Source organism: Yoonia sp. R2331, from assembly GCF_041103235.1.
GTDB lineage: Bacteria > Pseudomonadota > Alphaproteobacteria > Rhodobacterales > Rhodobacteraceae > CANMYO01.
In genome coordinates this window covers 513,558-540,213 of record NZ_JBGCUN010000002.1, presented here as the reverse complement: position 1 = coordinate 540,213, position 26,656 = coordinate 513,558, and the positions used below count along the sequence as shown (strand labels likewise).

The following is a 26,656-nucleotide window of genomic DNA, read 5'->3' as shown; positions in this document are numbered from 1 at the left end:
CACACGTAGAGTATCGGCTAACAAGTCCTAAACGCTTTGACAATTGCATTCCTTGTCGCGGCTGATTATCTCCGAAACGGTCGGCAGAAAGGCACGTTATGAACTGGATCACCAACTATGTGCGTCCCACCATCAATTCGCTGTTTTCGCGGCGTGAGGTACCGGACAACCTGTGGACCAAGTGTGACGAATGCGGAACCATGCTGTTCCACCGGGAACTTGCCGACAATCTGAACGTCTGCACCAACTGCGATCACCACATGCCCATCTCGGCCGTGGATCGCCTGAAATCGCTCTTCGACAACGGTGTTTTTGTCGAAGTTGCGGTGCCGGACCCGGTCGCTGACCCGCTGCACTTCCGCGATCAGAAACGCTATACCGACCGGATCAAGGACGCCCGTAAAAAGACCGGCCAGAAAGACGCGATGCTTGTGGCCGAGGGCGAGATTGGCCGCACGCCCATTGTGGCGGCCGTTCAGGATTTTTCCTTTATGGGCGGCTCGATGTCGATGTACGTGGGCAACGCCATCATCGCGGCGGCCGAACGCGCTATCGCCATGCATCGCCCGCTGGTGCTGTTTTCCGCCGCAGGTGGCGCCCGCATGCAAGAAGGCATTTTGGGCCTGATGCAGATGCCGCGCACCACGATTGCGGTGCAGATGCTGAAAGAGGCAGGCCTGCCCTATGTTGTCGTGCTGACCCATCCGACCACCGGTGGTGTGACCGCGTCTTATGCGATGCTGGGCGATGTGCAGATCGCTGAGCCCAATGCGCTTATTGGCTTTGCCGGGGCGCGGGTGATCGAACAGACCATTGGTGAGAAATTGCCCGAGGGGTTCCAGCGCGCAGAGTACCTGCTGGACCACGGGATGCTGGACCGAGTGACCAAGCGCACCGACCTCAAGGAAGAGCTGGTCACGATCCTGCGCATGATGATGAAGCAGGACCCCGCCGTCAAAGGCGACTTGCCTGCGCCCGAGGGCCCGGCGGAAGAGCCCGCAGCAGACCTGCCGCCTGATGCGATCCCCGAACAGGGCAGGCAATAGTGATCCTGCTGGCGGCGCTGGTGGGGGCGCTTGCCGGGGGTGGCAGCATTTGGACCATGCAACGCAACGGCATGTTGTCTGAACGCTCTGGCGCTGCTGTGCTTTTGATGGCTGTCGCCGTGTTCTACCCCGTCTTTGCCGCCGCCGAGGCCGACGCCGCAGGGTTGGTGCTACATCTTCTGATCTTTGCGGGTTTCACGTTTCTTGCACTACGGGCCTATCACCGGGGCCTGTTCTTGTTGGCAGGCGGCCTGATCGCCCACGGCATCTTTGACATTATCGCGGGGTTCATCGCTACGCCGGGGCCCAGCTGGTGGCCCGCGTTCTGCGCCAGTTTCGACATTGTGGCAGGCGTCATGATCCTGCAGTTGATCCAGACCGGAAAGGTACCGCGGTGACGCAATCCTCTGACGCCATCCTGACCCGGATGATGACCTTGCATCCGAAGATTATTGACCTGACGCTTGACCGGGTCTGGCGGTTGCTTGCGCTGATGGACAACCCGCAGGAAAAGCTGCCACCGGTCATCCATATCGCCGGCACCAACGGCAAGGGGTCGACCCAAGCCATGATCCGCGCGGGGCTTGAGTCGTCGGGCGCAGCGGTGCACGCCTATACATCGCCCCATTTGGCGCGGTTCCATGAACGCATCCGTCTTGCAGGCAATCTGATTTCCGAACCGGCGCTGATCGACGTGCTGGACCGATGCTACCTCGCCAATGGCACAGACGATCCGATCACGTATTTTGAGATCACGACCGTCGCGGCTCTTGTGGCATTTGCTGAAACACCCGCGGACTTTGTGCTTCTTGAGGTTGGCCTTGGCGGACGGCTGGACGCAACGAACGTCATTGACCGGCCCGCTGTGACAGTCATCACCCCGGTCGATCTGGATCATCAGGCGTTTCTGGGGGACACACTGGCGCAGATCGCGGGCGAAAAGGCAGGGATCATCAAACGCGGCGTGCCCTGCGTCGTCGGCCCGCAGAAGGATGAAGCCCTTGATGTGATCGAACGGGTCGCGGCCCGTGCAGGTGCCCCGCTTTTCGTGCACGGTCAGGACTGGCACGTCAGCGTTGAGGCGGGGCGGCTCGTCTATCAGGACGACCGTGGCCTGCGGGACCTGCCTCTGCCGGTGCTGTCCGGGCCGCATCAGATCATGAATGCAGGTGCGGCCATCGCGGCGCTTCGCGTGCTGGACAGGGACGAGGACGCCTGCGCCGCCGCCATGACCCACGCCACTTGGCCCGCCCGGATGCAACGGCTGACAGACGGGGCTCTGGTCAAGGCCGCCCACCCGTCAGAGCTTTGGCTGGATGGCGGGCATAACCCTGCCGCGGGGATTGCATTGGCCACGACACTTGCCGGGTTACCCGCCCGCCCGACACATCTAATCTGCGGGATGCTGAACACCAAGGACATCACGGGCTACCTGCGCCCGCTGGCAGGGCAGGCCGCCAGCCTAACCGCGATTTCGATCCCCGATGAACCCGCCACGATCCCAGCGGATGAGACCGCAGACTTTGCGCGCAAAGCCGGGTTTGAACAGGTCGACACCGCGCCCTCGTTGCAAGCAGCATTGGCCGCCGTGACGGCGGACGATCCAGCCGCGCGTATTCTGATCTGCGGCTCGCTCTACCTTGCAGGCCACGTCCTGCGCGAAAACCACCCGGATGGCACCTAGCGGTCCTTTCTTGCGGTCAATGACCTGCGCCAGCCATCATGCGCGTCCATCCATTTGATCGCGACCCAATACCAAGCCGCCGCCAGTAGAAAGAGAAGCCCCCAAGGCTTCGCAAGAAAAAGAGTCAGCCCGACGGCCAGGGCAAGACTGGCCAACAGATAAAGTTGGGCGGCTATTCGGGAACCAACCCCGAACAGACCAACTTTGACGTACATGGGGGTTTCGCGAGGTTCCATTCATGCTCCAATCGTTTGCGAAAAAATGACCCACTTTTTCGGTAATGGGAACCGCAAGTTTGGACAGGCCGCACGCGCCATTGAGGCCCCTGACAGCCGACTTTTCGGTGATCGTTCACCCTCAACCTCGCGCCGATCCTCACCACCGCGCAGGCTGGTCCCCTGTCTGGGCTGGCCATTGCGCTTGGGCCTGCCCGACCAACCCGCCGTGCGCAACATCGCTGCGACACTCTGCAATTGGTTGAAAATTACCCTTTGACGCGCGATTCCGGCAGTGTCTATATCTGGGGCAGTTGACTGAAAATCCTCAGCGTATTGGAGGGTGGTCAATATATAGATTGTCCGACGTGGGGGTTTGACATGATGTTGCGTAGATATTTGCCTGTTGCTGCGGTTGCCTTGCTGGCATCGACTGCCCTTGCCCAGGATTCATCCGCACAAAACGTAGCTTTTGATGCAAACGCCGCTGCGATTACGCAAGCGCCCAGCGCCGACCTGGCGCGCTTGGGGCCATTGACGGCGCGGCCCGCGGGATGTGGCACAGTGTGTTTGTCACCTACGCTGGCGGGTGCTGGTGTCGCAACAGTGGGCGAACCTGAAGTGATCCGCTTTCTGAGCCAGACAGTTGCCAATGGTGGCGGCCTTTTGATCGACGCGCGCAACCGTGGTGCCCGTGACGGGGGTGCCATTGCCGGGTCGACCAATATCCCCGTCGCCGTGTTGCAGCCGGACAACCCTTACCGCGTCGACATTCTGATGGCACTGGGTGCGCAACGTGTGGCCGATAGGCTGACCTTCGACACCGCAGCGCCGGTGATGATCTATGACAGCGGCCCCGCAGACGACCAAGCCACCGCCCTTGTCGCAGCCCTGCTTGACGCTGGTTACCCCGCCGACCGGATCACCTATTACCGGGGCGGAATGCTTGTTTGGGTCGCGCTGGGGCTAAGTGTCGCTGAAACCGCGTCCTAAGCCCCCCTGCGTTGTGCATGGAATGTGCACGGTTTGTGTATCCTTCACGGATTGATCATCAGCGCGCCGGAATGCCGGGCAATTATTCCCAATTGCGCGGTGTCTGTGCTATGATCTCGCCACATTTCACAGGTTTTCGTATGTCGCATCGTTTCGCATTTACCGCCGCCCTCGTGGCCGCATTTTCCGCCCCATCCGCCCTTGTTGCGCAGGATTTTTCGTTCTGCTGGATCGGGGCCAATGGCTATTCCATGACCGGCAAGATGCAAATCGCCGACGGGGCTACCGGCGTCGCGACAGAGGCGGACGTGACCGCATTCAAGATCGCTGGCTACCACAACGGCAATCTGCTTGGCACGTGGGACATGCGTGATCTGCGTGACGGGGCCACGTGGCACCTGCGCTTTGATCTCGACACGCAAAGCTTTCCGACCGGCGGCAGCTTTCCGGCCAGCTACAGCCAGGGCTGGAACGCCAATGGTGCGGTCACCGATTGTGGCAACCCGGGCTTTGGCTTCAATTCCGGCAACCACGCGCAGGACGTTTGCGTAAACGGCAGTTGGGCGCGCGATAGCAGCATCGCACCCGACACGCCGCTTGTTGCCGTGGCGGGTGCGAATGCGCCAACCTGCAGACAGGTGCCGTTGATGAGCAAATCAACGAAACCGAATCATTCCGATTGACGGCGAATCATCTGTCAGACTAGATTCGGCACAACGGGACATGCGCCCAAACATTGTGCGTGGTCCGACGATCTTGGCAGGGCGAGGGGGCAGGCTTTGGCCTGTCTTCTTGTTTCAGTGTCCCGGCTGACACTTTTGTCGCAAAACCTGTCATTCCCCCTTTGACATGCCCCAACCACACCCACTACATCTTAGTGCCAACGGGGCTGCCACCACCGTATTATGCGGATTGATCTATATGTATTGGCAGTGCGGATGGGGGTTGTCATGATTAGAGCTGTCTTGGGTCTTTTTGCGTTTGCTGTCGTCCTGTGCGCCTACATTGTGGTGTCGCCAAGTGACCGACCCACAGCCAGCGAACCGCTGGCAGCGGCCACTGACGTGACCCGCGCAGCTACCCAATCCTTGTTGCCCGGCGTGCCTATGCCCGGTTCTGCCCCGACCAATGATTTGGCCGCAGCGCCTGAACCCGCACCGCGGGTAATGACCGACGACAGCTCAATCTCTGCCACAACGGCCAATGTGCTGGCCGGGCTGGGCCTTACAATTGATGTGCCGGTGGCTGATGCCGAGATTGCCAATCTGTCCAGCGACGTCCTTGCCGACATTGGTGCAACAACGGGCAGCCCGACGGCACTATCACCGCCCAAACCCATCTCTGCGCTTGAGACATTGGTCGTCGCCGCGCTGAAAGAAGGCCGACCTGACGCGGAGATTGACAGCCTGCTGAACGAGGCGGCCGTGGCAGGTCAGTTGACCGTGCCGGAAATCCTTGTCACCGCTGACGGGCGTGTGGATACCGCGATCCTGCTGCAGTCCATCTTGAGTGAGGCGCAGATTGCCGCAGGTGGGGATGCGCCTGCTGTACCAGAAGTGCCAACAGGCGACGGAACCGGGGTTGAGGTTCGCGTGGTCCAGCGCGCCACAGAAACAGAACAGTACCGCTTTTACACGGTCAGCCCCGGCGACAGCCTTGGTGCGATTGCTGTCAAATTCTACGGCAACGTCAACAAGTTCCCGCTGATCTATGATGCCAACCGTAGCATCCTGTCCAGCCCTGACCAGATCCGCGTCGGACAGAGGCTGGCGATCCCGAACCTGCCTCAGGCCTGATCTTCGCCCCAATCGGCGGCCTGCATTTCGCGCAACCGGCTGGCAGTGCGTTCAAATTCGAACGTGCCTTCGCCTTCGAGGTAAAGCATCTCGGGCGTGGCCGCCGCCGAGCAGATCAGTTTGACCCGTGCTTCGTAAAGCGTGTCGATCAATGTGACAAAGCGCTTGGCTTCGTTGAAATTCTGGCGACCCAATTGCGGGACATCGTCGATCAGCAGAACCCGCACCGTTTCGGCCAGCGTCAGATAGTCGGCCGCGCCCAACGGCCTGCCGCATAGTTCAAAAAACGGCACACGGGCCACGCCGTTGTGAAAGCGCGGCAACACAACCTCGCGGCCTTTCACGTGTAGTGTCAGCGCTTCGGACTGACCTTGGGTCAGATCGGCCCAGACCTCATCCATGCCCGCGCGGGTATCGGCATTCAGCGGGGTAAAGTAACGCGCGGCCCCCGCCAGCCGGCCCTGCCGGTGGTCAGTGACACTTGTCAGTTCGTGCACGACCAATCGTTCCTTGATCAGCTCAATAAAGGGCAGGAACAACTGCCGGTTCAGTCCGTTCTTATACAGGTCATCCGGCGGACGGTTCGAAGTGGTGACCACCGTGACGCCCGCCGCAAACAACGCTTCGAACAAGCGGCCTACGATCATCGCATCGGTAATGTCGGTGATCTGCATTTCGTCAAAAGCCAAAAAGCGGATTCTCTCGGTCAGCTTTGCGGCGACGGGCTTGATTGCATCATCCACGCCCGCTTTGCGCGCCTCGGCCATCTCAGCGTGAACCCACTGCATAAACGCATGAAAATGCTGCCGGTCCTTGGGTGCATCGACATGGTCATAAAGCAGGTCCATCAGCATGGATTTGCCACGCCCGACCCCGCCCCACATATAAAGCCCCGGCACTGCCTCTGCCGTTTTGCGAAAGAACCCGGTGCGTTTGACAGGCGCACCCATGGCGCGGCGAATGCGTTCCAGTTCCGGCAAGACCGCAAGTTGGGCGGCATCTTCTTTCAACGTGCCGGCGGCAACTGCGGCGGCGTATGCATCTTTGATCGTCATGTCACATGGATACGTCTGACCTGCATGGTTGAAAAGCGCTCATCGCGCGGTCACCTTTCGGATCATGATGATCCGCGACGCAACACCTGATGACGCCCAAATGCTGGCCCATGTCCATGTGCGGGCCTGGCAAGAGGCTTACGTGGGTCTTTTGCCCGATGTCGAGATTGCAAAGCGCGATCTGACCTACCGTTTCAAGCTGTGGTCCCGACTGATCGCGGAGGGCCAATCCCGCATTGCCGTATCCCCCGATGTGGGATTTGCGCAAGTGGGACCGCAGCGGGATCAAGTCCTGCTGGATGCAGGCTATCGCGATGAGCTTTACAGCTTTTACGTCCTGCGTCCGGCCTATGGCACGGGCACGGCACAGGCCCTGTTGCGTCACGCGCTTGGGCGCGGCGGCCAGCCATTTTCTGCATTGGTCGTTGAAGGGAATGCGCGCGCCTGCGGCTTCTATGAGAAGATCGGGATGCGGCATCTTGAGACCCGCACCGAAGCGATGGGTCAATTCAGGTTCAGCGAACGCGCCTATGTTTGTGATGACCCGCATCACATTTTGCATAATTGACATTCCCGCGACCCGGCGGACAACTGAACCCATGGAACATAAAGCGCCCTTGATCACACCGGTGCTGGTTGCTGGCTGTCTGATCATCATGACGGGCTTTGCAATCCGCGCTTCCTTTGGTGTTTTCCAGATTCCCATCGCAGAAGAGTTCGGCTGGCCGCGGGCAGAGTTCAGCCTTGCGATTGCAATCCAGAGCCTGGCCTGGGGGATTGGGCAGCCGATCTTCGGCGCATTGGCTGAAAAGATCGGTGACCGCCGTGCGATCATCCTTGGGGCCCTTTTCTACGCAGCAGGGCTCTTGTTATCTGCCGGAGCCACCACTCCGCTCGCACATCAGTTCTACGAAGTGCTGGTGGGCTTTGGTGTCGCGGGTACAGGTTTTGGCGTCATCCTTGCAGTGGTCGGCCGCGCGGCATCGGTTGACAACCGGTCGATGGCCTTGGCGATTGCCACCGCTGCGGGCTCTGCCGGGCAGGTCTTTGGGGCGCCACTGGCCGAGTATCTGCTGACCCTGATGACATGGCAGATGGTCTTTGTCTGCTTTGCGGGGGCCATTCTGGCAGTGTTGGCGGTGTTGCCAATGATGCGCAACCCGGCCCCCGCCAGCAAGGCAGAGCTGACCGAAACCATGGGCGCCACGTTGACCCGGGCCTTCCGCGACCCGTCATACACGCTGATCTTTCTGGGCTTCTTCTCCTGCGGCTATCAGCTTGCTTTTGTGACGGCCCACTTTCCGGCCTTCGTGGCCGAGGCTTGCGGCCCAATCCAGACAGGCGGCGTTTTGGCGGGGCTTGGGATCACGACGACGAGCGCGCTGGGGGCCATTGCGATTTCACTGATTGGCCTTGCGAACATCGCAGGCACGTTGTTCGCGGGTTATCTTGGCAAGCGATACCCAAAGAAATACTTGCTGGCCGGCATCTACGCTGGCCGCACCGTGATCGCCGCGTGGTTCATCATGACCCCGATGACGCCCACCACGGTGATCATCTTTTCGGTCGTCATGGGCAGCTTGTGGCTGGCCACGGTGCCGCTGACCTCTGGCCTTGTGGCGCACCTTTATGGGCTGCGGTATATGGGCACCCTTTACGGGATCGTGTTCTTCAGCCACCAGTTGGGGTCGTTTCTTGGTGTCTGGCTCGGCGGGCGGCTCTACGACATCTACGGCAGCTATACGACCGTGTGGTGGGTCGGCGTAGGTGTCGGCGCATTCAGCGCGCTGGTTCACCTACCAATTCGCGAACGCACCGTTCCGGCACCTGCTTAGCTCTATGTTCCAGATAATTTGAACTAATTTTGCTGCGCGTTTTCCGTCAGACCAGCAACATTTCGCCGTGGCTTAAGGGATTCTACAAGTTCCCGCGACAGATTGCAGCCAATTGCAAAACGCAATCGGAGAACGCACATGGCGAACCTTCTTTCCACACTGACGATATTCCTACAACCGATCGCGCTGACAGTGTCGCTGGTCTATGCTTACGGGGCCATCGGACGATGGCGCCGCACCGAACGGGTCCGAAACCTGTCGCTGGGTGTCTTGTTCGGGATTGGCACTGTCATTTCAATGCATGCGCCGCTTACCCTAGCAGAAGGGATGATCTTTGATCTGCGCAACCTGATGGTGGGGGTGGCTTTTGCCTTTCTGGGCCCGCTCGCCGGGGCCATCACACTGGTCTTTGGTGTCGCCACGCGACTTTTGATCGGTGGTCCGGGGGCGATGATCGGTATTATCGCGATGTCCGTCAGTGCCGGGATGGCGCTGATCTGGTTCCTAAACCAGCGAAACAAAACAAACTATAGCCATACAGCGCTTGGGCTTTTGGGGGTTATGATCTCTGCACATATTTTGGTGGGGTTGTTCCTGCCGCCGCCCTTCCGGGATGTCTTTTTGCGTGATTTGGCCCCCATTATTCTGGTGGCAAACATTGTTTGCACCTGGGGCCTGGGCAAGATGATCATGCGTGAACACCTGCTGCGGACAGAGCTTTCTGATCTACGCACTGCCGCTGAAACAGATCCGCTGACCAATCTTCTGAACCGCCGTAGCCTCGTCAAAATGGTCGACCGCTTACACCTGTCCGTCGCGGAACGCGATGGCAGCGTGTTGCTCTATTTCGACATTGATAGATTCAAGGCCATCAATGATCAGTTTGGTCACCTGATCGGCGACAAGGTTCTGCAATTCATCAGCCAGCGGGTAAAGTCATGCCTGCGCCCCGAAGACATCTTTGCGCGGCTTGGAGGGGACGAATTTGTCGTGGTTCTGCCAAACGTCACACCCGGCATCGCCGAGATCGTGGCAGAACGGTGCCGTCATGCAGTCTGTCGGGAACCTATCGTGATCGACGGGGTCTTGATCGATGCATCCATCAGCATGGGTGCCACATACTGCGACCGACCGACCAATTTTGACACGCTGCTACGTGCCGCTGACGACGCACTTTATGCGGCCAAGGACGATGGTCGCAATCGGATTTCACTCGACGCCAGCTTTGCCAACGTCAAGGCGCAGGCGGCCTAGTCCCGCTCTCGCAACACATCGCGCAGGCGGTCCACGACGGCCTGCGCATGACTATAAGGCAAGGCATGATCTGCACCCTCGATCACTTCTTGCATCGTGGCCCGGTTCCACTGGGTCAACTGCCCCAAAGCGGAAAGCGGGATGACCGGATCAGCATCCCCCCAAACACCCACAACCGGCACACCCGCACGCCCCAGCGCGCGATGCGCCTCTTCTGTCTGGTCGCTCAGCATGCCGCGACGGCTGGACAGAACGCTGGGCAGATAGCCTTGACGCGCCAGCTCGGCCCGTTGCGCGACCGCAACCTGGGGCCACTGGCTGCCGCTGTGTTCGGTGTCAAATGCAGCTGCGAGCCGCCTGCCACCTAAAGCCAGAAACAGCCAATCCCCAAGGAACGGCGTTGTCCTGCAAAACCTGTCAAACCCGGTTTCATTGGCCTGAATCCCCGCACTTGCCAGCAGGATGACGCGGGATATCCGCTCTGGTTGGGCGGCGGCGAATGTTGCCGCGATCGACCCCCCCATGGAATAGCCTATCAGGGTCAGGTCGTCTGTAACCTCTTGATCCGTCAACAAATCATTCAGTTGTTGGTGGAAGAACGCCTCGGTCTGCGCGCCCTTGGGCGCATCTGACAGGCCGCGCCCAAAAAGATCATAGGTCAGAACCCGATAGCCTAGCGCACCCAACCCTTCGGCCATTTCTGCAAACGCGACGGATGGCGTGGTCAGCCCGTGGATCGCGACAATGACAGGCCCGCGTGTCGGGCCGAACCACCGGTGATAGGTGACCCCCTGCGGCAGCCTTGCGAACCCGCCCGGTGCGCCTTCCCGTTCGGCGCGCCCGATCCGCACCTTGCGGCTTTCCATCATGAAGGGCCAGGCCACGACAACGGCCAATACAACAAAAGTGACCCACATCATGCGTCTGATCCGTGGATGATTGGAAACCAATCAGCGCGCAGCCGCGCGCCCGGTGTCATGTCATGCCCCGGAAATGGCGGCGAGGTGCGACCGGGCCGCTCTACATAGCGCGCGTCATCCCCGACCCAGCGCAGCGACACCGCCCGCCTGCGCGTGGTTGTGGTGTTCCCCCGCGCGCCGTGTGCTGTGCGAAAGTCGAACAAGACGACATCGCCCGGCTCCATCGCCCACTCGACGACTTGCGTCTCGTTAGGGTCGGCATCCGGGTCTGGCACAGGTGTCCACTCATGCGACCCTTCGTAGAAGTCGCTGTCGTCCGCCCAACTGACCGGGCGCACCAACCTGTCCCACCTGTGCGAGCCCGCGATAAACCGCAGCGACGCCTCTTTCACCGGATCAAGCGGGATCCAAAGGCTGACCGTTTGCTGGCCGCTGACAAAGTAATAAGGCGCGTCTTGGTGCCACGGTGTCGGCTTGGGCGTGCCGGGTTCTTTGACCAGAACGTGGTCATGAAAGAACTGCGCCGTGCGGCTTTTCATGGCCGCTGCGGCGAGTGCCGCTGCAGGACTGTTGTTCACGACATCCACGAAGGCCGGGATACGGGTCCAGTTGCAGTAGTCATCAAAAAACCGCCCCTCACTTACTGCGTTTTCAGAGGCATATGGCCCCGGATCAGCCATGTTCTGCGCGACCCCTTCGGCCAAACGATCCACCCAATCGGCAAAGACACCGCGCACCACGACTGCGCCATCACGCTGAAAATCAGCAATCTCTTGGGTGGTGATCATGGTCCAAAGCTTTCCAGGATGTAGCGGCTGGTCATCAGGTCCAAATGCGCGCCGCCGCCGTTCTTGAACAAGGTGATGTCATCGGGATCACGGGTAAAGGCATCCAGAGCATAGAAATCCGCCACCACATCGCCGCGGGCAATGACGCCACTGGCCAGCGGGATCTTTAGCTCACCAATATGGTCCAGCGTGGTGTCATAACTGTCCACAAAAAGCCGCGACTTTTGCAGAGCGGTGTCGTCAACCTCGCGCATGTCAGGCCGGTAGGCTCCGATCAGGTCGATATGCTGGCCGGGTTGCAGCCAATCCCCCTTGATCACCGGTTCGGTTGACATCGTGGCCGAGGTTACGATGTCAGCCGCGCGCACTGCGGCCTCTAAATCCGTGGCAACATTCACGCTGGGGCAGTCGCGCACGAACTTGTCGGCCCCGGCAGGTGACCGGTTCCAGACTGTGAACTGCGCGTCGGGAAAAGCCGCACTATAGGCCTGCCACAATGACCGACCTACTGTGCCAGCGCCTACGATCAGGATATTGCGGCTGTCGGGGCGGGCCAACCGGCGCGCGGCCAACAGGCTGTCGCCCGCCGTTTTCCACTTCGTCACCAGCTTGAAATCCAGGATCGCTTCGAGCGTGCCATCGGTGTCCGAAAACAGATTGACCGCACCTGCGATCATCGGTTTGCCCGCAGCGGGATTGCCAGGAAAAACAGTGGCGCATTTGACGGCCAGCCCCATCCCCTTGATCCACGCGGACCGGTTCAAAAGCGTGTTGTCGTCCCGATAAAGAAACACATCCTCGACCGAGCCCTTGGGCATGATGTGCCCGGCGGCCAGCGTGTCGGTCAGGGCCAGCCAATCCAAGGCGGCCTCCGCCTCGAACGGGATCAACACCGTCACGGCAGCAACCCTTCGGCTTGTAGCCGGTCCGCGAATCCGGATGGCCCATCAAAAAGGTGGGTCTGCCAGTTTCGCGCGGCCGCGGCGTCAATATTGTCCTGTCGGTCGTCTGCAAACAGCAACGTGTCGGGCGGCAGGCCACAATCGTCCTCGACCATTTGATAGATCGCCGGGTCAGGCTTGGTCACTCGCATATGTCCCGAGATATAGCGCCGGTCGAATTCGGTCAGAAATGGATAAACCGGCTCGGCAATCTCAAAGGTCTGCACCCCAAAATTCGAGAGCGCAAAGACCGGTACACCTGCGGCGCGGAGCTTGCGCAAAATATCAACCGACCCGTCGATGGCAGGGGCTGCCATTTCAAGCCAATTGTCGTGCCACATCATGATCTCGCCGTGCCAATCGGGATTGGCGGCGGCAAACTGCGTCACGGTCGTGCGGAAATCAGCGCCTTTGTCGACGTCATCGTTCATGCCATGCAAATCAAGGGCAGCAAACATGTCACGGCGGCGCGCCTTACCGATAACGCGATCATAAAACCGTTCTGGTTGCCACTCGATCAGTACATTGCCGATATCAAAGATCACTGCATTGATGGTCATACCTGCACCTTAGCCAATGGCGCGCGCAGTTCAACGGCGGGTGCGCGGGGCGGCGGCCACATCAGCCACACGCGCCTCGCGCCACAACGTAAAGAGCCCGCCACCGATGATCAGCCCGGCCCCAACAAAGGTCAAACGATCCGGCACCTCGCTAAAGACCACGTAGCCCCAGAGGATCGCCAACGGCATTGCAAGGTATTCAAAAGGCGCGACAAAGGCCGCTTCGGCCACGCGGTAAGCCTGACTGATTAAAAAACCCGCGATGCCAACGCCGAACCCCAGAAGGGCAAAGACCCAGTAGTCGCCTGCATCCGGCCAGCTCCAGGCACGCAGCAGGAATTGCAGCGATGGGTCTGACTGGTCACCAAAGCGGCCATCGCCTACGGCAAGGCCGATCACCGCGCAGACAGTGATGAACACCAGTTGGATGTAAACGGCCATTGTCGCCGCACTTTCCGTGCCGCCAATCTTGCGCGTGATCATGTGGATCCCGGCATAGGCCACCGCGGCGATCAGCGGCAGAAGAGAGGCGAACTGGAAGGCATCCGTGCCGGGCCGTAGGATGATCAGAACGCCAACAAAACCCACCACAATCGCGATCCAGCGCCGTGGGCCCACGGTTTCACCCAGAAAGACGACCGAAAAGACCGTAATCACCAGCGGGCTGACAAAGAAGATTGCAACTGCTGTGGCAAGCTCCATCGCGGCGAGGCCAAGAAAGAAAGTCATATTTGCGGTCACGACGCAAAGGCCACGAAAAATATGCATCCCCAGCCGTTTGGTGCGCAGCGCCGTCAGACCGCCAGAAAATGGCAGGATTAGCACCGCAATCACCAAAAGCCCGATGAGTGACCGCAACAGCACCACCTGATGCAGCGCATAACCGCCCGACAGGAACTTGATCAGCACATCATTGATCGAAAAAAAGATGACCGAGGCAGAGGCGCAGGCCGCACCAATAAACTGCGGCGAACGCGTCACCTAGAGGCCGCGCGCAAAGCGCGCTCCAATGCATCCAGAAACCGCGATCTGTCATTCTTGCCAAAGGTTTTGCCGCCGCCTTGCCGGAACGGATCAGCCGCGCGCATGTCGGCCATCAGGTCGCGCGTTGCCAGCACGTTGCCGATGTTTTTGTCCGTGAGCGCCTCGCCATTGTGCTTGAGCACTTGCGCGCCGTTCTCGATGCACCGCGCGGCCAGCGGGATGTCACCTGTTATGACCACATCGCCTGGCCCCGCGCGGTCCGCGATCCACATATCAGCCACATCGGGGCCATCTGGTACCACGACGGTTTCCACGAAGGGGTTTTGCGACGGCCTGATGCCGCCGTTCGAGACGATGAACATTTTCACCTTGTGGCGCGTGCCGACCCGTTCCACTTCGGCCTTGACCGGGCAGGCATCGGCATCGACGTAGATCACGAATAAAGCGCCTCGGCGTGAAAGGCGACATGGTCTTCCATGAAAGTCGAGATGAAGAAATAGCTGTGGTCATAGCCCTCTTGCAGGCGCAGCTGCCCGCGCTGGCGTTTGGCCGCGAAAGCAGCAGCAAAGGCTTCGGTGCCCAAAAGCTCCCAGAATTGGTCTTTTGTGCCGGTATCAACCAGCATCGGCCCGTCAAAGCCTTCGCTTTCGATCAGCGTGGTCGCATCATGCGGGCCCCAGTTCGCTTCGTCACCCCAATAGGCGCCGAACTGCTTGCGACCCCAGTCGCTTTTGGTTGGGTTGCAAATCGGCGCAAAGGCCGACACGGACCGGAACCGACCTTTGAGCGCCATCGCTAGCGTCAGAGCCCCGTGACCGCCCATCGAATGGCCAGTGATCGATTGGCGATCCATGTCCAAGGGGAATTCCTGCCCCAGCAGCGCTGGCAATTCTTCGGCCACATAGGTCCACATCTTGAAGTTTTTGGACCACGGTTCTTCGATGGCATCGATGTAAAAGCCGGCCCCCTGACCCAGATCATAAGCGTCATCATCAGGCACCCCTTCGCCACGAGGCGACGTGTCGGGAAACACAAGCGCGATCCCCTGTTCTGCGGCCCAAGCCTGCGCGCCCGCTTTGGTCATCGCGTTTTCATGGGTGCACGTCAGGCCCGAGAGGAACCACAAGACTGGCACCGGTGCGTGCTGTGCCTCTTCGGGTAGAAACAGGCCAAAGGTCATGTCTGTTCCAGTTGCGGTTGAGGCATGCGAATAAACACCCTGCGTTCCGCCGTAGCACATGTTTTCCGAGATCGTTTTCATTGTGTAACCCCTGTCATTTCTCCAAGGGCTACCGCAGGGTCAGAAGCTTGTCACCCATGCAATGACACCCGACACCGTCAAGACGCTGATCGCGGTCGAAATCAGGATTGATGCAGAGACCCGCGTCGGCGCCACGCCATAGTGCTGGGCCAGGATATAGACGTTGCCCGCCACCGGCAGCGCGGCTGCGGCAATCATTACGCCTGCGGCATAGGGGTCGATGGCAAAAACGAACAGGGCGGCAAAGGCCACCGCCGCCGGATGCAGCACCAGCTTGCAGAACGACAGCCACCCCGCGATGCTGACCCGCTCTGCCGATTTCGTGGCCAGTGACGCCCCAATCGCAAAAAGCGCGGCAGGCGTGGCTGCACCGCCCAATAGTTCCAGAAATGCATTGACCGGACCGGGGATCTGCAACGCCAGCGACGAGACGATCAACCCCAATGAGATCGAGACGATCATCGGGTTCTTCAACAGCCCCAGCCCCACCGTGATCAGAATTGCCGGGCTAAACCGCCCATCGCGGCTGCCGGTGATCAGGATCACGATCAGGCTGCCAAAAACGATCAGATCAACCGCCAGTACCATCATGATAAAGCCCACCGATGCCTCGCCCAGCAACAGCGCCAGCATCGGGATGCCCAGAAAACCCACATTGCCGATCACCGCGCATTGCGCTTCGACCGCGGCCTCTGCCACCGGCAAGCGACGCGCCATAGCAACCAATGTCGCCAGCACATAGACCACGGCGGATCCCGCCAGATAGGCCCCGACAAAAGGCCAATCCAGAATATCCGCCAGCGACAGGTTCGCCGAAAACCGGAACAACATGGCCGAGAGGGCGAAGTAAAAGACGAACTTGGTCAGGTAGGCTGTGGCCTCTGCACTGAAAAACCCGGTGCGCCCGGACCCGTAGCCAAGCCCAATGACCGCAAAGAACGGCAGGGTTTGCAGCAAAATGTCCAGCATGTCAGTCGAACGCGCCAGTCACGCGTCCCAACAACATGAAGGCGCGGGATGTGCGGGTTTCGGACAGGGCGATCAGGTCTTCATCGCTCGCCTCTGGCTCAAAGGTCACCAGGGTCTTGTCGAACAAGCGCAGAAAATGGTGCGCCGCATCGCGGAAAATCGTGTCTTCGCGCATGCGGCCTGCTGTCAGTGCCAACGATGACCGGTCCCGAATGCCACCCAAGGACGCCATCGTGCGCCCGCGTTCGCCTTTGGCAAAGCGCCGCCAGATCTCTGGCCGGGCGCGGTCGGGGCGCAGATCATCCATGTAGATGCCATCCTGGCTGAGCAGGGTCAGCACGTCTTGGCTTGCCTGCACCAACTGCCGCGCCGTGCGATCCTTCAGCGCGCGCCGCAACGCGCCAAAGCCCTGCGTGTCCTGATCGTGGTCGGGAAAGTTCAGCGCGCGCACGAAATCAATCCGGCTCAGCGGCGGGGTCAGATCTTCGGCACTGGTGCCCAGCGCAAGGGCGGGTTGATCTTCTGCCGGTTGCGGATGCAGCGGCACCGCCTTGGCCTTCTGCGCCTCGCGGTTCGAGGTAAAGGTCGCAAGCGCGGTTTCTGTCTTGCGCGCGGTCTGGGCAATCTCGTTCAGCTTCTTTTCAACCGTCGGCACTGTGCTGCCACCTTGTGCACGATCCGCCACATAGGTCTGACGCAACCCATCAATGGCCGACTGCAAGCGATAGGATTCTTCCCGCATGATTCGGCTGGTGCGGGCGGCCACAGCGGCCACCCAGATCATTGCAACCGGCAGGAAAATCGCCATCAGGATCAGCACGATCCGCAGGCTGTCCGCACTTTCACCCTCGGCAGGCGCAGGCGGCAACAGCAGGAAAAACAACCCGACTGCCGCCATCCAGACAACGGACAGCACAATCGCCACCACCTCGGTCGAGCTGACGCCGGTATCGTTGACCAGAACGGGTTTGCGCGGGCCTTCGGCCATGCGTGCCTCTGCTATTGATACGTGACCTTGAGGATCTCGTAGGATTTTTCGCCACCGGGTGTGCGTACTTCAACGCTGTCACCCTCTTCCTTGCCGATCATGGCGCGGGCGAGCGGGGATTTGATGTTCAGCAAGCCCTTTTCGATGTCGGCCTCGTATTCGCCCACAATCTGAAAGGTTTTTTCCTCGTCGGTGTCTTCATCGACCAGTTCAATTGTCGCGCCAAACTTGACCGAGCCCGACAGCTTTTTGGGATCAATGACATCGGCGAGCGAAATCGCGCCCTCCAGCTCTTTCACGCGGCCTTCGATGAACGACTGCTTTTCCTTGGCAGAATGGTATTCTGCATTTTCGGACAAATCGCCATGCTCGCGCGCTTCGGCAATCGCCCGGATAATCGCCGGGCGTTCCACCGTCTTGAGGTGCTTAAGCTCTTCATCCAGCTTGGCAAAGCCGGACTGCGTCATCAGGATCTTTTCCATGTCGTCACCCCCTCGGGTGTAAATCTATCAATCGAACGTTCATAGCTTATGTGGGCAAGTGAGTGTCAAGTGCAAGCCGCGCCATCCCGTCGCGGTCAGGCGTTTTAACGTCGTGTCCTGATTGCCCAATTCGCAACCTTACGCTAACCCGGTGCGCAACAATGTTTCTTGATGAATCAAAGGATCCGGGCCGTGGCTGATATTGAACGCGAAGCAATGGAATATGACGTGGTCATCGTGGGTGCGGGCCCCGCTGGCCTTTCGGCGGCGATCCGCCTCAAGCAACTGGATGCCGACCTGAATGTGGTGGTGCTTGAAAAAGGGTCCGAGGTGGGCGCGCATATCCTGTCAGGCGCCGTGCTGGACCCCGTCGGCCTGAACAAGCTGATCCCTGACTGGAAAGCCAAGGGAGCGCCGCTGAACACCCCGGTCAATGCTGACAATTTCTACATGCTTGGCGAGGCGGGCGAAGTACGGATTCCCAATTTTGTTATGCCGCCGCTGATGAACAACCACGGCAACTACATCGTGTCGATGGGCAACGTTTGCCGCTGGATGGCCGAACAAGCCGAAGAGCTGGGCGTCGAAATCTTCCCCGGCATGTCCTGTTCAGAGCTGGTCTACGGCGAGAACGGCGAAGTGAAGGGCGTCGTCGCTGGTGAATTCGGCAAAGAGGCGGACGGCAGCCAGGGTGCAAACTACGAACCCGGGATGGAATTGCACGGCAAATACGTCTTCCTTGGCGAAGGCGTGCGCGGGTCCCTGTCCAAACAGGTGATCGCGAAATACGACCTTGGCGCCAAATCCGATGTCCAGAAATATGGCATCGGGATGAAAGAAATCTGGGAAATCGACCCAGCCAAGCACAAAGAAGGCACCGTGACCCACACGATGGGCTGGCCCCTGGGCGGCAACGCAGGGGGTGGGTCCTTTATCTATCACCTTGAAAACAATCAGGTCTATGTCGGCTTTGTCGTCCATCTGAACTACAAAAACCCACATCTGTTCCCCTACATGGAATTCCAGCGATTTAAGCATCACCCGATGGTCGCTGACCTGCTGGAAGGCGGCAAGCGCGTGGCTTACGGCGCGCGTGCCATTTCCGAAGGCGGCTATCAGTCGATGCCGCAACTTGAATTCCCGGGCGGCGCGCTTTTGGGTTGTGCAGCAGGCATGGTCAACGTTCCGCGGATCAAGGGCAACCACAACGCCATGCTGTCCGGCATCGCCGCGGCAGAGGCCGCTGTGGCCGCGATGGCCGACGGACGCGGCGGCGATCTGTTGGATGGCTACGACCGGGCCGTGCGCAACGGCGAGATTGGCGATGATCTCAAGAAAGTGCGCAACGTCAAGCCGCTGTGGTCGAACAAGGGCCTGCTGGCTTCGCTCGCCGTGGGTGGCTTTGATATGTGGTGCAACACGATCTTGGGCACGTCGCTGTTGGGCACGCTCAAGCACGGCAAATCCGACGCGGATGCCACCGAAAAGGCCAGCAAACACAAAGTCATCGACTACCCCAAGCCCGATGGCAAATTGTCTTTCGACCGCCTGACCAATGTGGCCTTCAGCTTTACCAACCACGAAGAAAGCCAGCCCGCGCATTTGCACCTGACCGATACCGCGATCCCGGTGAACGTCAATCTGGCCGAATACGCCGGCCCCTCGGCCCGCTATTGTCCAGCAGGCGTCTACGAATTCGTCGAGGAAGAGGGCAAAGACACCCGGTTCCAGATCAACTTCCAAAACTGCGTGCACTGCAAGACCTGCGACATCAAGGACCCCAGCCAGAACATCACCTGGACCGTCCCACAGGGCGGCGACGGACCGAACTACCCGAATATGTGACCCATCAGCAAAAGACGGCCCCAGTGGCCGCCCTTCATCATTTGGTCGCAATATTTCGCCACTGTGACGTCCTGTCATTTGCGCCTGCGCGCGCGACCTCATAGGGTCGCCTCTGGGGCAGTTTTTGAAGGAGCGTTTCGCGTGTTCAAACCAATAGTGCGCAGTTTATTGCTGTCAGGGATTTTGTGCGGCGTATCGCCCGCCTGGGCAGAGGTTGATGCAGGGGCCTATCTGGCCGCCCGGCAAGCCGCCGTTTCCAGCGATTTCGCCGAAGGCGCGCAATATTATACCAAGGCTTTGATCAGCGATCCCAGCAATCCTTTGCTGTTGGAAAGCGCTGTGACCTCTTTTGTCGCGCTGGGTCAGGTGGACCGGGCGGCTCCTGTGGCACAAGTGTTGGTGGATCTTGGCATCGAAAGTCAGACCGCCAATCTGGTGCTCGTCGCAAAGGCGGCCAAGTCTGGCGACTGGATGGCGATCTTTGACAACCTTGAAACCGGGCGCAGCGTGTCGCCGCTAGTGGATGGCCTCGCACAAGCCTGGGCGGCAGTCGGGCTGGGCAAGATGACCCAAGCCATCGCCAGCTTTGACGAGGTGATCGAAACCGAAGGCATGCGGTCCTACGGCCTTTACCACAAGGCGCTGGCCCTTGCCTCTGTCGGTGACTTTGAGGGTGCCGATGCGATCTTTGGCGCGCCGGGTCAGGCCCCGCTGACCGCCCGCGCAGCCATCGCCCACGCGCAGGTACTCAGCCAGCTGGACCGCAACGCAGATGCGCTGGATATGCTCGATTCCGCCTTTGGACAAAGCTTTGACCCCGGCTTAGCCCTGCTGCGTGATCGCCTGACATCGGGCGAGGCTCTACCGTTTACAATTGTGGCCGGCCCGACCGAAGGTTTTGGCGAGGTCATTCACATGATTGCCGGTTTGCTGCGCGGCGAGGCGCAGGAAACCTACACCATACAATACACACGCATTGCGGAATACCTCGATCCGACCAACACCGATGCCATCATGCTGAGTGCAGCATTGCTGCAAACCATGGACCAGTACGAACTGGCCAGCGAAACGCTGGCGCGCGTGCCGCAATCCTCGCCTTCTTTTCCCAACGCGGAAATGGCCCGCATTGATGCGCTGCGCCGTCTGGACCGACCGGACGCCGCGATAGAGGTGGCAGAGGCGCTGGCCCGCACCAACGCAGCGCTGCCATTTGTGCACTCCAAACTGGGCGATGTGTTGCGCGAACAGGAACGTTATTCCGACGCGCACGAAGCATATAGCGCAGCCCTTGATCTTTATGGCCCCGAAGATCCAAACCGCTGGTTGGTGCTATATGCGCGGGCGATAACATCCCACGCTCAGGACGATTGGCCCCCGGCAGAGGCTGACTTTCGTGCCGCTCTCGCCCTGCGCCCTGACCAGCCGCAGGTTCTGAATTACCTTGGCTATTCGCTGGTAGAACGCGGTGAAAAGCTGGACGAGGCGCTGGAGATGATCGAAACCGCCGTTGCCGCGCGGCCAGACAACGGGGCCATCGTCGACAGCCTGGGTTGGGTGCTGTTCCAGTTAGGCCGCTATGAAGAAGCCGTGGTACATATGGAACGTGCTGCCGCGCTCGAAGCGGTCGATCCGATCGTGAACGACCATCTGGGTGACGTCTATTGGGCCGTCGGGCGCAAGATCGAGGCCGCGTTCCAATGGAACCGCGCCCTGTCCTTTGACCCCGATGAAGAACTGGCCACCCGCATCCGTGCCAAGCTCGAACAGGGGCTTGATGCCGTGCTGGCCGCCGAAGGGGCAGAACCGATGACCGTGGCGAACGATGATCCTTAGGGCCCCGGCCCCTGCGAAAGTCAACTTGACGCTGCATGTCACCGGCCAGCGTGACGATGGCTACCATTTGCTGGACAGTTTGGTGGTCTTTGCCGATGTCGCGGATCAGATCGCCGTCACCGCTGCGCCTGATCTGCGGATCACCGTCAGCGGTCCGTTCTCGGACGGGGTGCCGACCGATCACACCAATCTGGTGATCCGCGCAGCAGAGCTGCTGCGGAATGCGTGCGGCATCGGCGAAGGCGCCGCCATCACCCTTGAAAAACATCTGCCCAATGCCGCCGGGATCGGTGGCGGGTCCTCGGACGCGGCCACCGCCCTTGGGCTGCTGGCAAAGCTGTGGAATGTCGCACCCTTGCCACCAAACGCGTCAAAGGTGCTGGCGCTTGGGGCGGATTTGCCGGTTTGCATGGCGGGCCCGACCGCCCAGCACATGACCGGGATCGGGGAAACACTGACGCCGGTGCCCGACCTGCCCGACTGTGCGGTCGTGCTGGTCAACCCGCGTGTAAAGGTGCCGACACAGGGCATCTTTCGCGGACTATCCAGCCGCAGTAATCCGGCGATGACACCGATCCCGCGCGCGGGCGATTTTGATGGCTTTGCCCATTGGCTGGAACAGCAGCGCAATGACCTGCTGCCACCTGCCCGCGCCCTGACACCAGAAATTGACGCGACCTTGGCCAAGCTGACAGCAATGCCCAAGGTCCGCATCGCGGGCATGTCGGGGTCCGGAGCTACGTGCTTTGGATTGGTGCGCAACATGGCCGATGCACGCCACGTCGCCCGCGCAATTCAGGTCAGCGAAATGGGATGGTGGGTGGCACCCGCCCTTGTCCTTTAGACGATCCGCGCCACCACGTAATCTGCCAGATCGACCAGCATGTCCTTGATCTGATGGGCCGGAACCGGGTCAAGTGCGGCTTTGGCGCGCGCGGCCCAAGCGACGGCATCTGCGCGCGTCGTCGCCATCGTGCCATGTTTGGCGATCAGGCCCAGCGCTGTGTCGAGGTCTTCTTCGTCCTGGCGGCCTTTTTCGATCGTGCGCTCCCAGAATGCGCGTTCGTCGGCGTCTGCCGCAGCCACAGCGCGGATCACCGGCAAGGTCAGCTTACGCTCGCGGAAATCATCGCCAACGTCCTTACCGGTGGCATCGGTGCCGCCATAGTCCAACAGGTCATCGACGATCTGAAATGCAATGCCAAGCGCGTCGCCGTAGTCATAAAGCGCCTGCACCAGTGCGTCGTCACGCCCGGCAATCACGCCACCCACTTCCATCGCCGCTGAGAAGAGCGCCGCTGTCTTGCCGCGCACGACTTTCAGATAAATCTCTTCGGTGGTTGCCAGATTGGCCGCTGCCGTCAGCTGTAAAACCTCGCCTTCGGCAATTGTCGCCGCGGCATTGGCCAGAATGTCGAGGACCCGCATGGACCCGGTTTCGACCATCAACTGGAACGACCGCGCAAACAGGTAATCACCGACCAGCACGCTGCTGGTGTTGTCCCAGAGCAGGTTCGCCGTTGGTCGCCCGCGCCGCTGTTTGCTTTCGTCAACGACATCGTCATGCAGCAAGGTCGCGGTGTGAATAAACTCCACCGTGGAGGCCAGATGCACATGATAGGGCCCGTCATAGCCGCACATCCGCGCGGCGGCGAGTGTCAGCATGGGCCGCAACCGTTTCCCGCCTGCCTCGACCAGATGCGCCGTTACCTGGGGGATGCGCGGGGCGTTTTCAGACGCCATGCGTGCGCGGATCATCTCGTTCACCGCCGCCAAGTCGTCGGCCAAGGCTGCGGCCAATTGCTCATGCGGTTTTGTAGTAGCGTGATCTAGGCCCATAGGGTGCTATCCGTCAGGTGAATGGACAAAAACGCACGCGCGTCTTACGTCATGAACATGAAAGAGCTTCTGCGCACCAATGACCCGACCATCATCGCTTTTGCAACCGCCCTGTTGCGATCCGAGGATATACCCGTGTTTGAGTTTGACGTAAATATGAGCGTCCTCGAAGGCAGCATAGGCATAATGCCGCGTCGGCTAATGGTGGCGGATCGTGATTTGTTTATTGCAGAGGCCGTGATGCGCGACGCGCAGATTGATCTGGGACGTGACTGACCTGACCCATGATGCCTTTCTGGGGGGAAAGGTGCATCTGTGGCAGCCGCGCAAAGGCTATCGCGCGGGCGTGGACCCGGTGCTTTTAGCCGCAGCCGTGCCTGCCCGTTCTGGTGACACCGTGCTGGACCTTGGCTGTGGCGCAGGTGCTGCGGGCCTTTGTTTGGCGGCCCGTGTCGTTGGGGTCACGGTCACCGGGGTCGAGGTGCAGGGTGACTATGCCGCGCTTGCCCGCCGCAACGCCGCTGAGAGCGGCCTGCCACTGACCGTGGTCGAGACTGACTTGCGCACCCTGCCTGAACCTATCCGGCACCAGCAATTCACACATGTGATGATGAACCCGCCCTACTTTGCGCGGGAGGACGGGACTGCCGCTAAAGACCCCGGGCGCGATCTGGCCTTTGGTGGCGACACACTTTTGGCGGATTGGCTGGACGTCGGCATCAGACGTCTGGCCCCCAAGGGGCATCTGACCCTGATCCAGCGCATGGAACGCCTGCCAGAGGTGCTGCGCGCGCTTGATGGGCGGTTGGGCAGCGTGGTGCTGCGCCCGATCGCGGGCCGTGCAGGCAAACCGCCGGGGCGTTTTCTGCTGCGCGCGATCCATTCCGGGCGCGCGCCTTTTGTCATGGCCCCACCGTTGATTATGCATGACGGTGCCGCCCATGACGGCGACAGGGAAAGCTATTCCGCGCAGATCAGTCAGGTTTTGCGCGGTGGCGCGAAATTGGACATTGCTCTTTAACTTTTCAGCAAGAATTGCACAGCAATCTGGACCTGCTTCGGATCGCTGCACCGCCGCGTGACAAACATGTGGCAGTGTGGTGAGATGAAGTATCGCAATCTTTCACAGGAGGACGACCATGAGCTTGAGTTCGCATTTGCAGGAACTGAAGAAAAAACACCAAAATCTGTCAGATTCGGTAGAGGCGCTGCAGCGCTCGCCTGCCACCGATGACCTTGAAATTGCGCGACTGAAAAAGCAAAAGCTCGTTCTGAAAGAAGAAATCTCGCGGCTCTCAGCCCACTAGTTGCTTCTGGCGTTGGCGGGATCCGCCAGCGCCCTACCCCGGTTCGATGTCACGCGACTGGACAAACCGCCGACCTTCCTCAAATTTCAATGATGTTTGGATTTCTTCCAGCACCCAGGCCTCGAACGCGGCAACCTGCGGGCGGGTTTCCGAGCCCTTGGGGCAGATGAACCGAAATTGCGCGTCGGCCACCAGCCCCAGCTCGAACGGCGCGACCAATCGGCCAGCCTCCAGCGCGCGGGTCGCAAGCGAAACGCGGCCCAACACGACCCCGACACCTGAAATCGCGGCATCCAATGCGTGGTCTGCCTGCGAAAAGCGGGGGCCATGCGTGGCATCGAACGCGATCTCGCTCGCCCGCAGCCATGCCGGCCAATCTGTGGGGTGTTTGAAAAAGGCAATTGAATCGTCGTGAATCAGAACCGCTTGGCGCAGATCATCTGGGGTCTTGATGGTCTGCGCCAACTCGGGCGTCATCATCGGTGTCATCCATTCCCGGATCAGCGGGCGGGCATAGACATCCTTGTCGTGCCCGAGGCTAAACCGGATCGCCACATCAACTTCGTCCCGGTCAAAGTCAATGATCCGCAAGCTGGCCAGAAACCGCAGCTCGATCTCGGGGTGGGCTTGCGCAAAGGAATACATGCGCGGCGCCAGCCACTTTGATGTAAAGGCCGGGCCCGCCGTCACGGTCAGCACACCCGTGTCCGTCATCCGACGCGTGTTGCGCCATGCTGCCGTCATCGTGCCAAAAGCGTCGGCCACACCAGGGGCCAGCGCGCGACCTGCCGGTGTCAACTCCACCGCGCGGTTCAGCCGCCGGAACAGGGGCTGCCCCAAGGCCGTTTCAAGTGATTTGATCTGATAGGACAGCGCCGCCGGTGTGACGAACAATTCCTCTGCCGCTTTAGCAAATGACATATGGCGCGCGGCGGCGTCAAAGGCGCGCAATGCGGTCAGCGGGGGCAGGCGGTCAGACATCTTCAGTTAAATACAGCTTAACTGATCCAATAGAAAGACTCGTTTGTCGTGCAGCGTTTCAATGCGCATATTGGGATCAACACAACGACGCCCCGAAAGGAATTGAACCATGTTCGAGATCGCAACAAGCAACCGCGCCCGCCACGCCTATGAAGATGCACACAACGCGCGCGGGGAAATGATGCGGGATCTGTGGCGCATGCTGACGCTGCGCAAGTAATTCGCTCCGACGGTGCCGAACGGGCCGCCGAACGAAAAAGGGCCGCGCTGCATCAGCGCGGCCCTTTGTTCATGTTGCGCGATGCGCGTCAGGTCATGTACTGACCGCCATTGGCCGAAAGGGTCGAACCGGTCACGAAACCGGCCTCGTCCGCGGCAAGGAATACAACCGCCCGGGCGATTTCTTCTGCTTCGCCCAAACGCCCAACGGGAATCTGCGGCAGGATCACGTCGTTCATCACCTTTTCGGGGATCGTGCTCATCATTTCGGTGTTGATGTAGCCGGGTGCGATCACGTTCACGGTGATGCCTGCGCGCGCGCCCTCTTGTGCCAGCGCCTTGGTAAAGCCGATGTCACCCGCCTTGGCCGCAGCATAGTTAGCCTGCGCGAACTGACCCTTTTGACCGTTGATCGAAGAAATCGAGATCACGCGCCCGAACTTGCGCTCACGCATCCCACCCCAAACGTTATGGGTCATGTTGAACAGACCGCTCAGGTTGGTGTCGATCACCGCCTGCCAGTGGTCAGGCGTCATCTTGTGGAATGGCGCGTCGCGGGTGATGCCCGCGTTGTTGACCAGCACCTCAACCGGGCCCAGATCAGCCTCGACTTGCGCGATCCCCTCTTTGCAGGCGTCATAATTTCCGACGTCCCACTTGTAGGTCTTGATGCCGGTTTCGGCGGTAAAGGCGGCGGCCTTTTCATCGTTGCCCGCATAAGTCGCGGCCACGGCATAGCCTGCATCCTTTAGCGCGGTTGAAATTGCCGCGCCAATTCCGCGCGAACCACCGGTCACAATTGCGACACGTCCCATCTCAGTCTCCTCCAATTAGTGTGTAATGTTATTAGGCAAACAAAAA

The 26,656-nt window shown here is 60.0% G+C and carries 30 protein-coding genes; 15 read left to right on the top strand and 15 right to left on the bottom strand.

Going from position 1 to position 26,656, the window contains the following annotated elements; translation table 11 throughout:
• Nucleotides 1–98 precede the first annotated feature (98 nt).
• From accD to AB3Y40_RS17460, 5 genes are all read left to right on the top strand, one after another.
• On the top strand, nucleotides 99–1,046 hold the full coding sequence (gene accD / locus AB3Y40_RS17480) for an acetyl-CoA carboxylase, carboxyltransferase subunit beta (protein ID WP_369440153.1): 948 nt from the start codon (nucleotides 99–101) through the stop codon (nucleotides 1,044–1,046).
• Entirely contained in the window at nucleotides 1,046–1,444 is a 399-nt protein-coding gene (locus AB3Y40_RS17475; protein ID WP_369440152.1) for a hypothetical protein, read from the top strand. Before accD ends, AB3Y40_RS17475 begins: the two co-directional genes overlap by 1 nt.
• Nucleotides 1,441–2,730, top strand: coding sequence for a bifunctional folylpolyglutamate synthase/dihydrofolate synthase (locus tag AB3Y40_RS17470; RefSeq protein WP_369440151.1), 1,290 nt, complete (start codon nucleotides 1,441–1,443; stop codon nucleotides 2,728–2,730). The genes AB3Y40_RS17475 and AB3Y40_RS17470 overlap by 4 nt, the downstream gene beginning before the upstream one ends.
• A gap of 596 nt (nucleotides 2,731–3,326) precedes the next feature.
• Nucleotides 3,327–3,938 (top strand): rhodanese-like domain-containing protein, encoded by a 612-nt coding sequence (locus tag AB3Y40_RS17465; protein WP_369440150.1) that lies wholly within the window; start codon nucleotides 3,327–3,329, stop codon nucleotides 3,936–3,938.
• A gap of 140 nt (nucleotides 3,939–4,078) precedes the next feature.
• Entirely contained in the window at nucleotides 4,079–4,621 is a 543-nt protein-coding gene (locus AB3Y40_RS17460) for a hypothetical protein (RefSeq protein WP_369440149.1), read from the top strand.
• 317 nt (nucleotides 4,622–4,938) lie between these two features.
• Here the strand turns inward: AB3Y40_RS17460 and AB3Y40_RS17455 are convergent, their stop codons facing one another.
• The gene (locus tag AB3Y40_RS17455; protein WP_369440148.1) at nucleotides 4,939–5,133 is read right to left on the bottom strand and encodes a hypothetical protein; all 195 of its coding nucleotides are present in this window, start codon (nucleotides 5,131–5,133) and stop codon (nucleotides 4,939–4,941) included.
• Here AB3Y40_RS17455 and AB3Y40_RS17450 point away from each other — a divergent pair.
• Nucleotides 5,105–5,734, top strand: coding sequence for a LysM peptidoglycan-binding domain-containing protein (locus AB3Y40_RS17450; protein WP_369440147.1), 630 nt, complete (start codon nucleotides 5,105–5,107; stop codon nucleotides 5,732–5,734). The two genes, AB3Y40_RS17455 and AB3Y40_RS17450, sit on opposite strands and share 29 nt — an antisense overlap.
• On the opposite strand, the gene zapE is transcribed toward AB3Y40_RS17450, so the two are convergent.
• A complete protein-coding gene (zapE, locus tag AB3Y40_RS17445) occupies nucleotides 5,725–6,789 on the bottom strand; it encodes a cell division protein ZapE (protein WP_369440146.1) in 1,065 nt (354 codons plus the stop codon). The genes AB3Y40_RS17450 and zapE overlap by 10 nt on opposite strands.
• 64 nt (nucleotides 6,790–6,853) lie before the next feature.
• Here zapE and AB3Y40_RS17440 point away from each other — a divergent pair, with 64 nt between their 5' ends.
• The 3 genes from AB3Y40_RS17440 to AB3Y40_RS17430 all read left to right on the top strand — a co-directional run bounded on the left by AB3Y40_RS17440 (nucleotide 6,854) and on the right by AB3Y40_RS17430 (nucleotide 9,878).
• Nucleotides 6,854–7,357: a GNAT family N-acetyltransferase gene (locus AB3Y40_RS17440; protein WP_369440145.1), complete on the top strand. Its 504-nt coding sequence runs from the start codon at nucleotides 6,854–6,856 to the stop codon at nucleotides 7,355–7,357.
• Between the two features lie 31 nt (nucleotides 7,358–7,388).
• Nucleotides 7,389–8,624, top strand: a complete 1,236-nt coding sequence (locus AB3Y40_RS17435) for an MFS transporter (protein WP_369440144.1) — start codon at nucleotides 7,389–7,391, stop codon at nucleotides 8,622–8,624.
• Between the two features lie 138 nt (nucleotides 8,625–8,762).
• Nucleotides 8,763–9,878, top strand: a complete 1,116-nt coding sequence (locus AB3Y40_RS17430; RefSeq protein WP_369440143.1) for a GGDEF domain-containing protein — start codon at nucleotides 8,763–8,765, stop codon at nucleotides 9,876–9,878.
• Here AB3Y40_RS17430 and AB3Y40_RS17425 read toward each other — a convergent pair.
• Genes AB3Y40_RS17425 through greA form a run of 10 tightly spaced genes read right to left on the bottom strand, consistent with a single transcriptional unit; the run spans nucleotide 9,875 to nucleotide 17,771 of the window.
• Nucleotides 9,875–10,798 (bottom strand): alpha/beta fold hydrolase, encoded by a 924-nt coding sequence (locus AB3Y40_RS17425; protein ID WP_369440142.1) that lies wholly within the window; start codon nucleotides 10,796–10,798, stop codon nucleotides 9,875–9,877. The genes AB3Y40_RS17430 and AB3Y40_RS17425 overlap by 4 nt on opposite strands.
• On the bottom strand, nucleotides 10,795–11,586 hold the full coding sequence (locus tag AB3Y40_RS17420; protein ID WP_369440141.1) for a phytanoyl-CoA dioxygenase family protein: 792 nt from the start codon (nucleotides 11,584–11,586) through the stop codon (nucleotides 10,795–10,797). Before AB3Y40_RS17420 ends, AB3Y40_RS17425 begins: the two co-directional genes overlap by 4 nt.
• Nucleotides 11,583–12,485, bottom strand: coding sequence for an ornithine cyclodeaminase family protein (locus tag AB3Y40_RS17415; RefSeq protein WP_369440140.1), 903 nt, complete (start codon nucleotides 12,483–12,485; stop codon nucleotides 11,583–11,585). The genes AB3Y40_RS17420 and AB3Y40_RS17415 overlap by 4 nt, the downstream gene beginning before the upstream one ends.
• Complete coding sequence (locus AB3Y40_RS17410; RefSeq protein ID WP_369440139.1) at nucleotides 12,482–13,087, bottom strand: HAD family hydrolase; 606 nt, start codon at nucleotides 13,085–13,087, stop codon at nucleotides 12,482–12,484. The genes AB3Y40_RS17415 and AB3Y40_RS17410 overlap by 4 nt, the downstream gene beginning before the upstream one ends.
• 30 nt (nucleotides 13,088–13,117) lie before the next feature.
• Nucleotides 13,118–14,068, bottom strand: coding sequence for a DMT family transporter (locus AB3Y40_RS17405; RefSeq protein WP_369440138.1), 951 nt, complete (start codon nucleotides 14,066–14,068; stop codon nucleotides 13,118–13,120).
• Nucleotides 14,065–14,508, bottom strand: a complete 444-nt coding sequence (locus AB3Y40_RS17400; RefSeq protein ID WP_369440137.1) for a YaiI/YqxD family protein — start codon at nucleotides 14,506–14,508, stop codon at nucleotides 14,065–14,067. Before AB3Y40_RS17400 ends, AB3Y40_RS17405 begins: the two co-directional genes overlap by 4 nt.
• Nucleotides 14,505–15,332 (bottom strand): S-formylglutathione hydrolase, encoded by an 828-nt coding sequence (gene fghA / locus AB3Y40_RS17395; RefSeq protein ID WP_369440136.1) that lies wholly within the window; start codon nucleotides 15,330–15,332, stop codon nucleotides 14,505–14,507. The genes AB3Y40_RS17400 and fghA overlap by 4 nt, the downstream gene beginning before the upstream one ends.
• Before the next feature lie 39 nt (nucleotides 15,333–15,371).
• A complete protein-coding gene (locus tag AB3Y40_RS17390; RefSeq protein ID WP_369440135.1) occupies nucleotides 15,372–16,301 on the bottom strand; it encodes an AEC family transporter in 930 nt (309 codons plus the stop codon).
• A gap of 1 nt (nucleotide 16,302) precedes the next feature.
• Complete coding sequence (locus AB3Y40_RS17385; protein ID WP_369440134.1) at nucleotides 16,303–17,289, bottom strand: hypothetical protein; 987 nt, start codon at nucleotides 17,287–17,289, stop codon at nucleotides 16,303–16,305.
• An 11-nt stretch (nucleotides 17,290–17,300) separates the two neighbouring features.
• On the bottom strand, nucleotides 17,301–17,771 hold the full coding sequence (gene greA / locus AB3Y40_RS17380) for a transcription elongation factor GreA (RefSeq protein ID WP_369440133.1): 471 nt from the start codon (nucleotides 17,769–17,771) through the stop codon (nucleotides 17,301–17,303).
• Nucleotides 17,772–17,963: 192 nt separating this feature from the next.
• Between greA and AB3Y40_RS17375 the strand changes: the two genes are divergently transcribed.
• The 3 genes from AB3Y40_RS17375 (at nucleotide 17,964) to AB3Y40_RS17365 (ending at nucleotide 22,293) form a co-directional block, all read left to right on the top strand.
• A complete protein-coding gene (locus AB3Y40_RS17375) occupies nucleotides 17,964–19,616 on the top strand; it encodes an electron transfer flavoprotein-ubiquinone oxidoreductase (RefSeq protein ID WP_369440132.1) in 1,653 nt (550 codons plus the stop codon).
• 141 nt (nucleotides 19,617–19,757) lie between these two features.
• Nucleotides 19,758–21,449: a tetratricopeptide repeat protein gene (locus AB3Y40_RS17370; protein ID WP_369440131.1), complete on the top strand. Its 1,692-nt coding sequence runs from the start codon at nucleotides 19,758–19,760 to the stop codon at nucleotides 21,447–21,449.
• The gene (locus AB3Y40_RS17365) at nucleotides 21,442–22,293 is read left to right on the top strand and encodes a 4-(cytidine 5'-diphospho)-2-C-methyl-D-erythritol kinase (protein ID WP_459554004.1); all 852 of its coding nucleotides are present in this window, start codon (nucleotides 21,442–21,444) and stop codon (nucleotides 22,291–22,293) included. Before AB3Y40_RS17370 ends, AB3Y40_RS17365 begins: the two co-directional genes overlap by 8 nt.
• On the opposite strand, the gene AB3Y40_RS17360 is transcribed toward AB3Y40_RS17365, so the two are convergent.
• Entirely contained in the window at nucleotides 22,290–23,288 is a 999-nt protein-coding gene (locus AB3Y40_RS17360) for a polyprenyl synthetase family protein (protein ID WP_369440129.1), read from the bottom strand. The genes AB3Y40_RS17365 and AB3Y40_RS17360 overlap by 4 nt on opposite strands.
• A 57-nt stretch (nucleotides 23,289–23,345) precedes the next feature.
• On the opposite strand from AB3Y40_RS17360, the gene AB3Y40_RS17355 reads away from it, so the two are divergent.
• The 3 genes from AB3Y40_RS17355 (at nucleotide 23,346) to AB3Y40_RS17345 (ending at nucleotide 24,595) form a co-directional block, all read left to right on the top strand.
• The gene (locus AB3Y40_RS17355; RefSeq protein WP_369440128.1) at nucleotides 23,346–23,564 is read left to right on the top strand and encodes a putative signal transducing protein; all 219 of its coding nucleotides are present in this window, start codon (nucleotides 23,346–23,348) and stop codon (nucleotides 23,562–23,564) included.
• Nucleotides 23,548–24,309: a tRNA1(Val) (adenine(37)-N6)-methyltransferase gene (locus AB3Y40_RS17350; RefSeq protein ID WP_369440254.1), complete on the top strand. Its 762-nt coding sequence runs from the start codon at nucleotides 23,548–23,550 to the stop codon at nucleotides 24,307–24,309. The genes AB3Y40_RS17355 and AB3Y40_RS17350 overlap by 17 nt, the downstream gene beginning before the upstream one ends.
• 118 nt (nucleotides 24,310–24,427) lie before the next feature.
• The gene (locus AB3Y40_RS17345; RefSeq protein WP_369440127.1) at nucleotides 24,428–24,595 is read left to right on the top strand and encodes a YdcH family protein; all 168 of its coding nucleotides are present in this window, start codon (nucleotides 24,428–24,430) and stop codon (nucleotides 24,593–24,595) included.
• Between the two features lie 33 nt (nucleotides 24,596–24,628).
• Here the strand turns inward: AB3Y40_RS17345 and AB3Y40_RS17340 are convergent, their stop codons facing one another.
• The gene (locus tag AB3Y40_RS17340) at nucleotides 24,629–25,576 is read right to left on the bottom strand and encodes a transcriptional regulator GcvA (RefSeq protein ID WP_369440126.1); all 948 of its coding nucleotides are present in this window, start codon (nucleotides 25,574–25,576) and stop codon (nucleotides 24,629–24,631) included.
• Nucleotides 25,577–25,884: 308 nt separating this feature from the next.
• Nucleotides 25,885–26,610, bottom strand: coding sequence for an acetoacetyl-CoA reductase (gene phbB / locus AB3Y40_RS17335; RefSeq protein WP_369440125.1), 726 nt, complete (start codon nucleotides 26,608–26,610; stop codon nucleotides 25,885–25,887).
• Nucleotides 26,611–26,656 lie beyond the last annotated feature (46 nt).

Bases quoted from the DNA above. Each gene is read 5' to 3' on its own strand.
- AB3Y40_RS17340 (WP_369440126.1), bottom strand. From the start codon at position 25,576: ATGTCTGACCGCCTGCCCCCGCTGACCGCATTGCGCGCCTTTGACGCC.
- AB3Y40_RS17430 (WP_369440143.1), top strand. From the start codon at position 8,763: ATGGCGAACCTTCTTTCCACACTGACGATATTCCTACAACCGATCGCG.
- AB3Y40_RS17345 (WP_369440127.1), top strand. From the start codon at position 24,428: ATGAGCTTGAGTTCGCATTTGCAGGAACTGAAGAAAAAACACCAAAAT.
- fghA (WP_369440136.1), bottom strand. From the start codon at position 15,332: ATGAAAACGATCTCGGAAAACATGTGCTACGGCGGAACGCAGGGTGTT.
- AB3Y40_RS17425 (WP_369440142.1), bottom strand. From the start codon at position 10,798: ATGATGTGGGTCACTTTTGTTGTATTGGCCGTTGTCGTGGCCTGGCCC.
- accD (WP_369440153.1), top strand. From the start codon at position 99: ATGAACTGGATCACCAACTATGTGCGTCCCACCATCAATTCGCTGTTT.
- AB3Y40_RS17435 (WP_369440144.1), top strand. From the start codon at position 7,389: ATGGAACATAAAGCGCCCTTGATCACACCGGTGCTGGTTGCTGGCTGT.
- AB3Y40_RS17385 (WP_369440134.1), bottom strand. From the start codon at position 17,289: ATGGCCGAAGGCCCGCGCAAACCCGTTCTGGTCAACGATACCGGCGTC.
- AB3Y40_RS17460 (WP_369440149.1), top strand. From the start codon at position 4,079: ATGTCGCATCGTTTCGCATTTACCGCCGCCCTCGTGGCCGCATTTTCC.
- zapE (WP_369440146.1), bottom strand. From the start codon at position 6,789: ATGACGATCAAAGATGCATACGCCGCCGCAGTTGCCGCCGGCACGTTG.
- AB3Y40_RS17450 (WP_369440147.1), top strand. From the start codon at position 5,105: ATGACCGACGACAGCTCAATCTCTGCCACAACGGCCAATGTGCTGGCC.
- AB3Y40_RS17420 (WP_369440141.1), bottom strand. From the start codon at position 11,586: ATGATCACCACCCAAGAGATTGCTGATTTTCAGCGTGATGGCGCAGTC.
- AB3Y40_RS17465 (WP_369440150.1), top strand. From the start codon at position 3,327: ATGATGTTGCGTAGATATTTGCCTGTTGCTGCGGTTGCCTTGCTGGCA.
- AB3Y40_RS17390 (WP_369440135.1), bottom strand. From the start codon at position 16,301: ATGCTGGACATTTTGCTGCAAACCCTGCCGTTCTTTGCGGTCATTGGG.
- AB3Y40_RS17360 (WP_369440129.1), bottom strand. From the start codon at position 23,288: ATGGGCCTAGATCACGCTACTACAAAACCGCATGAGCAATTGGCCGCA.
- AB3Y40_RS17355 (WP_369440128.1), top strand. From the start codon at position 23,346: ATGAAAGAGCTTCTGCGCACCAATGACCCGACCATCATCGCTTTTGCA.
- AB3Y40_RS17440 (WP_369440145.1), top strand. From the start codon at position 6,854: ATGATGATCCGCGACGCAACACCTGATGACGCCCAAATGCTGGCCCAT.
- AB3Y40_RS17410 (WP_369440139.1), bottom strand. From the start codon at position 13,087: ATGACCATCAATGCAGTGATCTTTGATATCGGCAATGTACTGATCGAG.
- greA (WP_369440133.1), bottom strand. From the start codon at position 17,771: ATGGAAAAGATCCTGATGACGCAGTCCGGCTTTGCCAAGCTGGATGAA.
- phbB (WP_369440125.1), bottom strand. From the start codon at position 26,610: ATGGGACGTGTCGCAATTGTGACCGGTGGTTCGCGCGGAATTGGCGCG.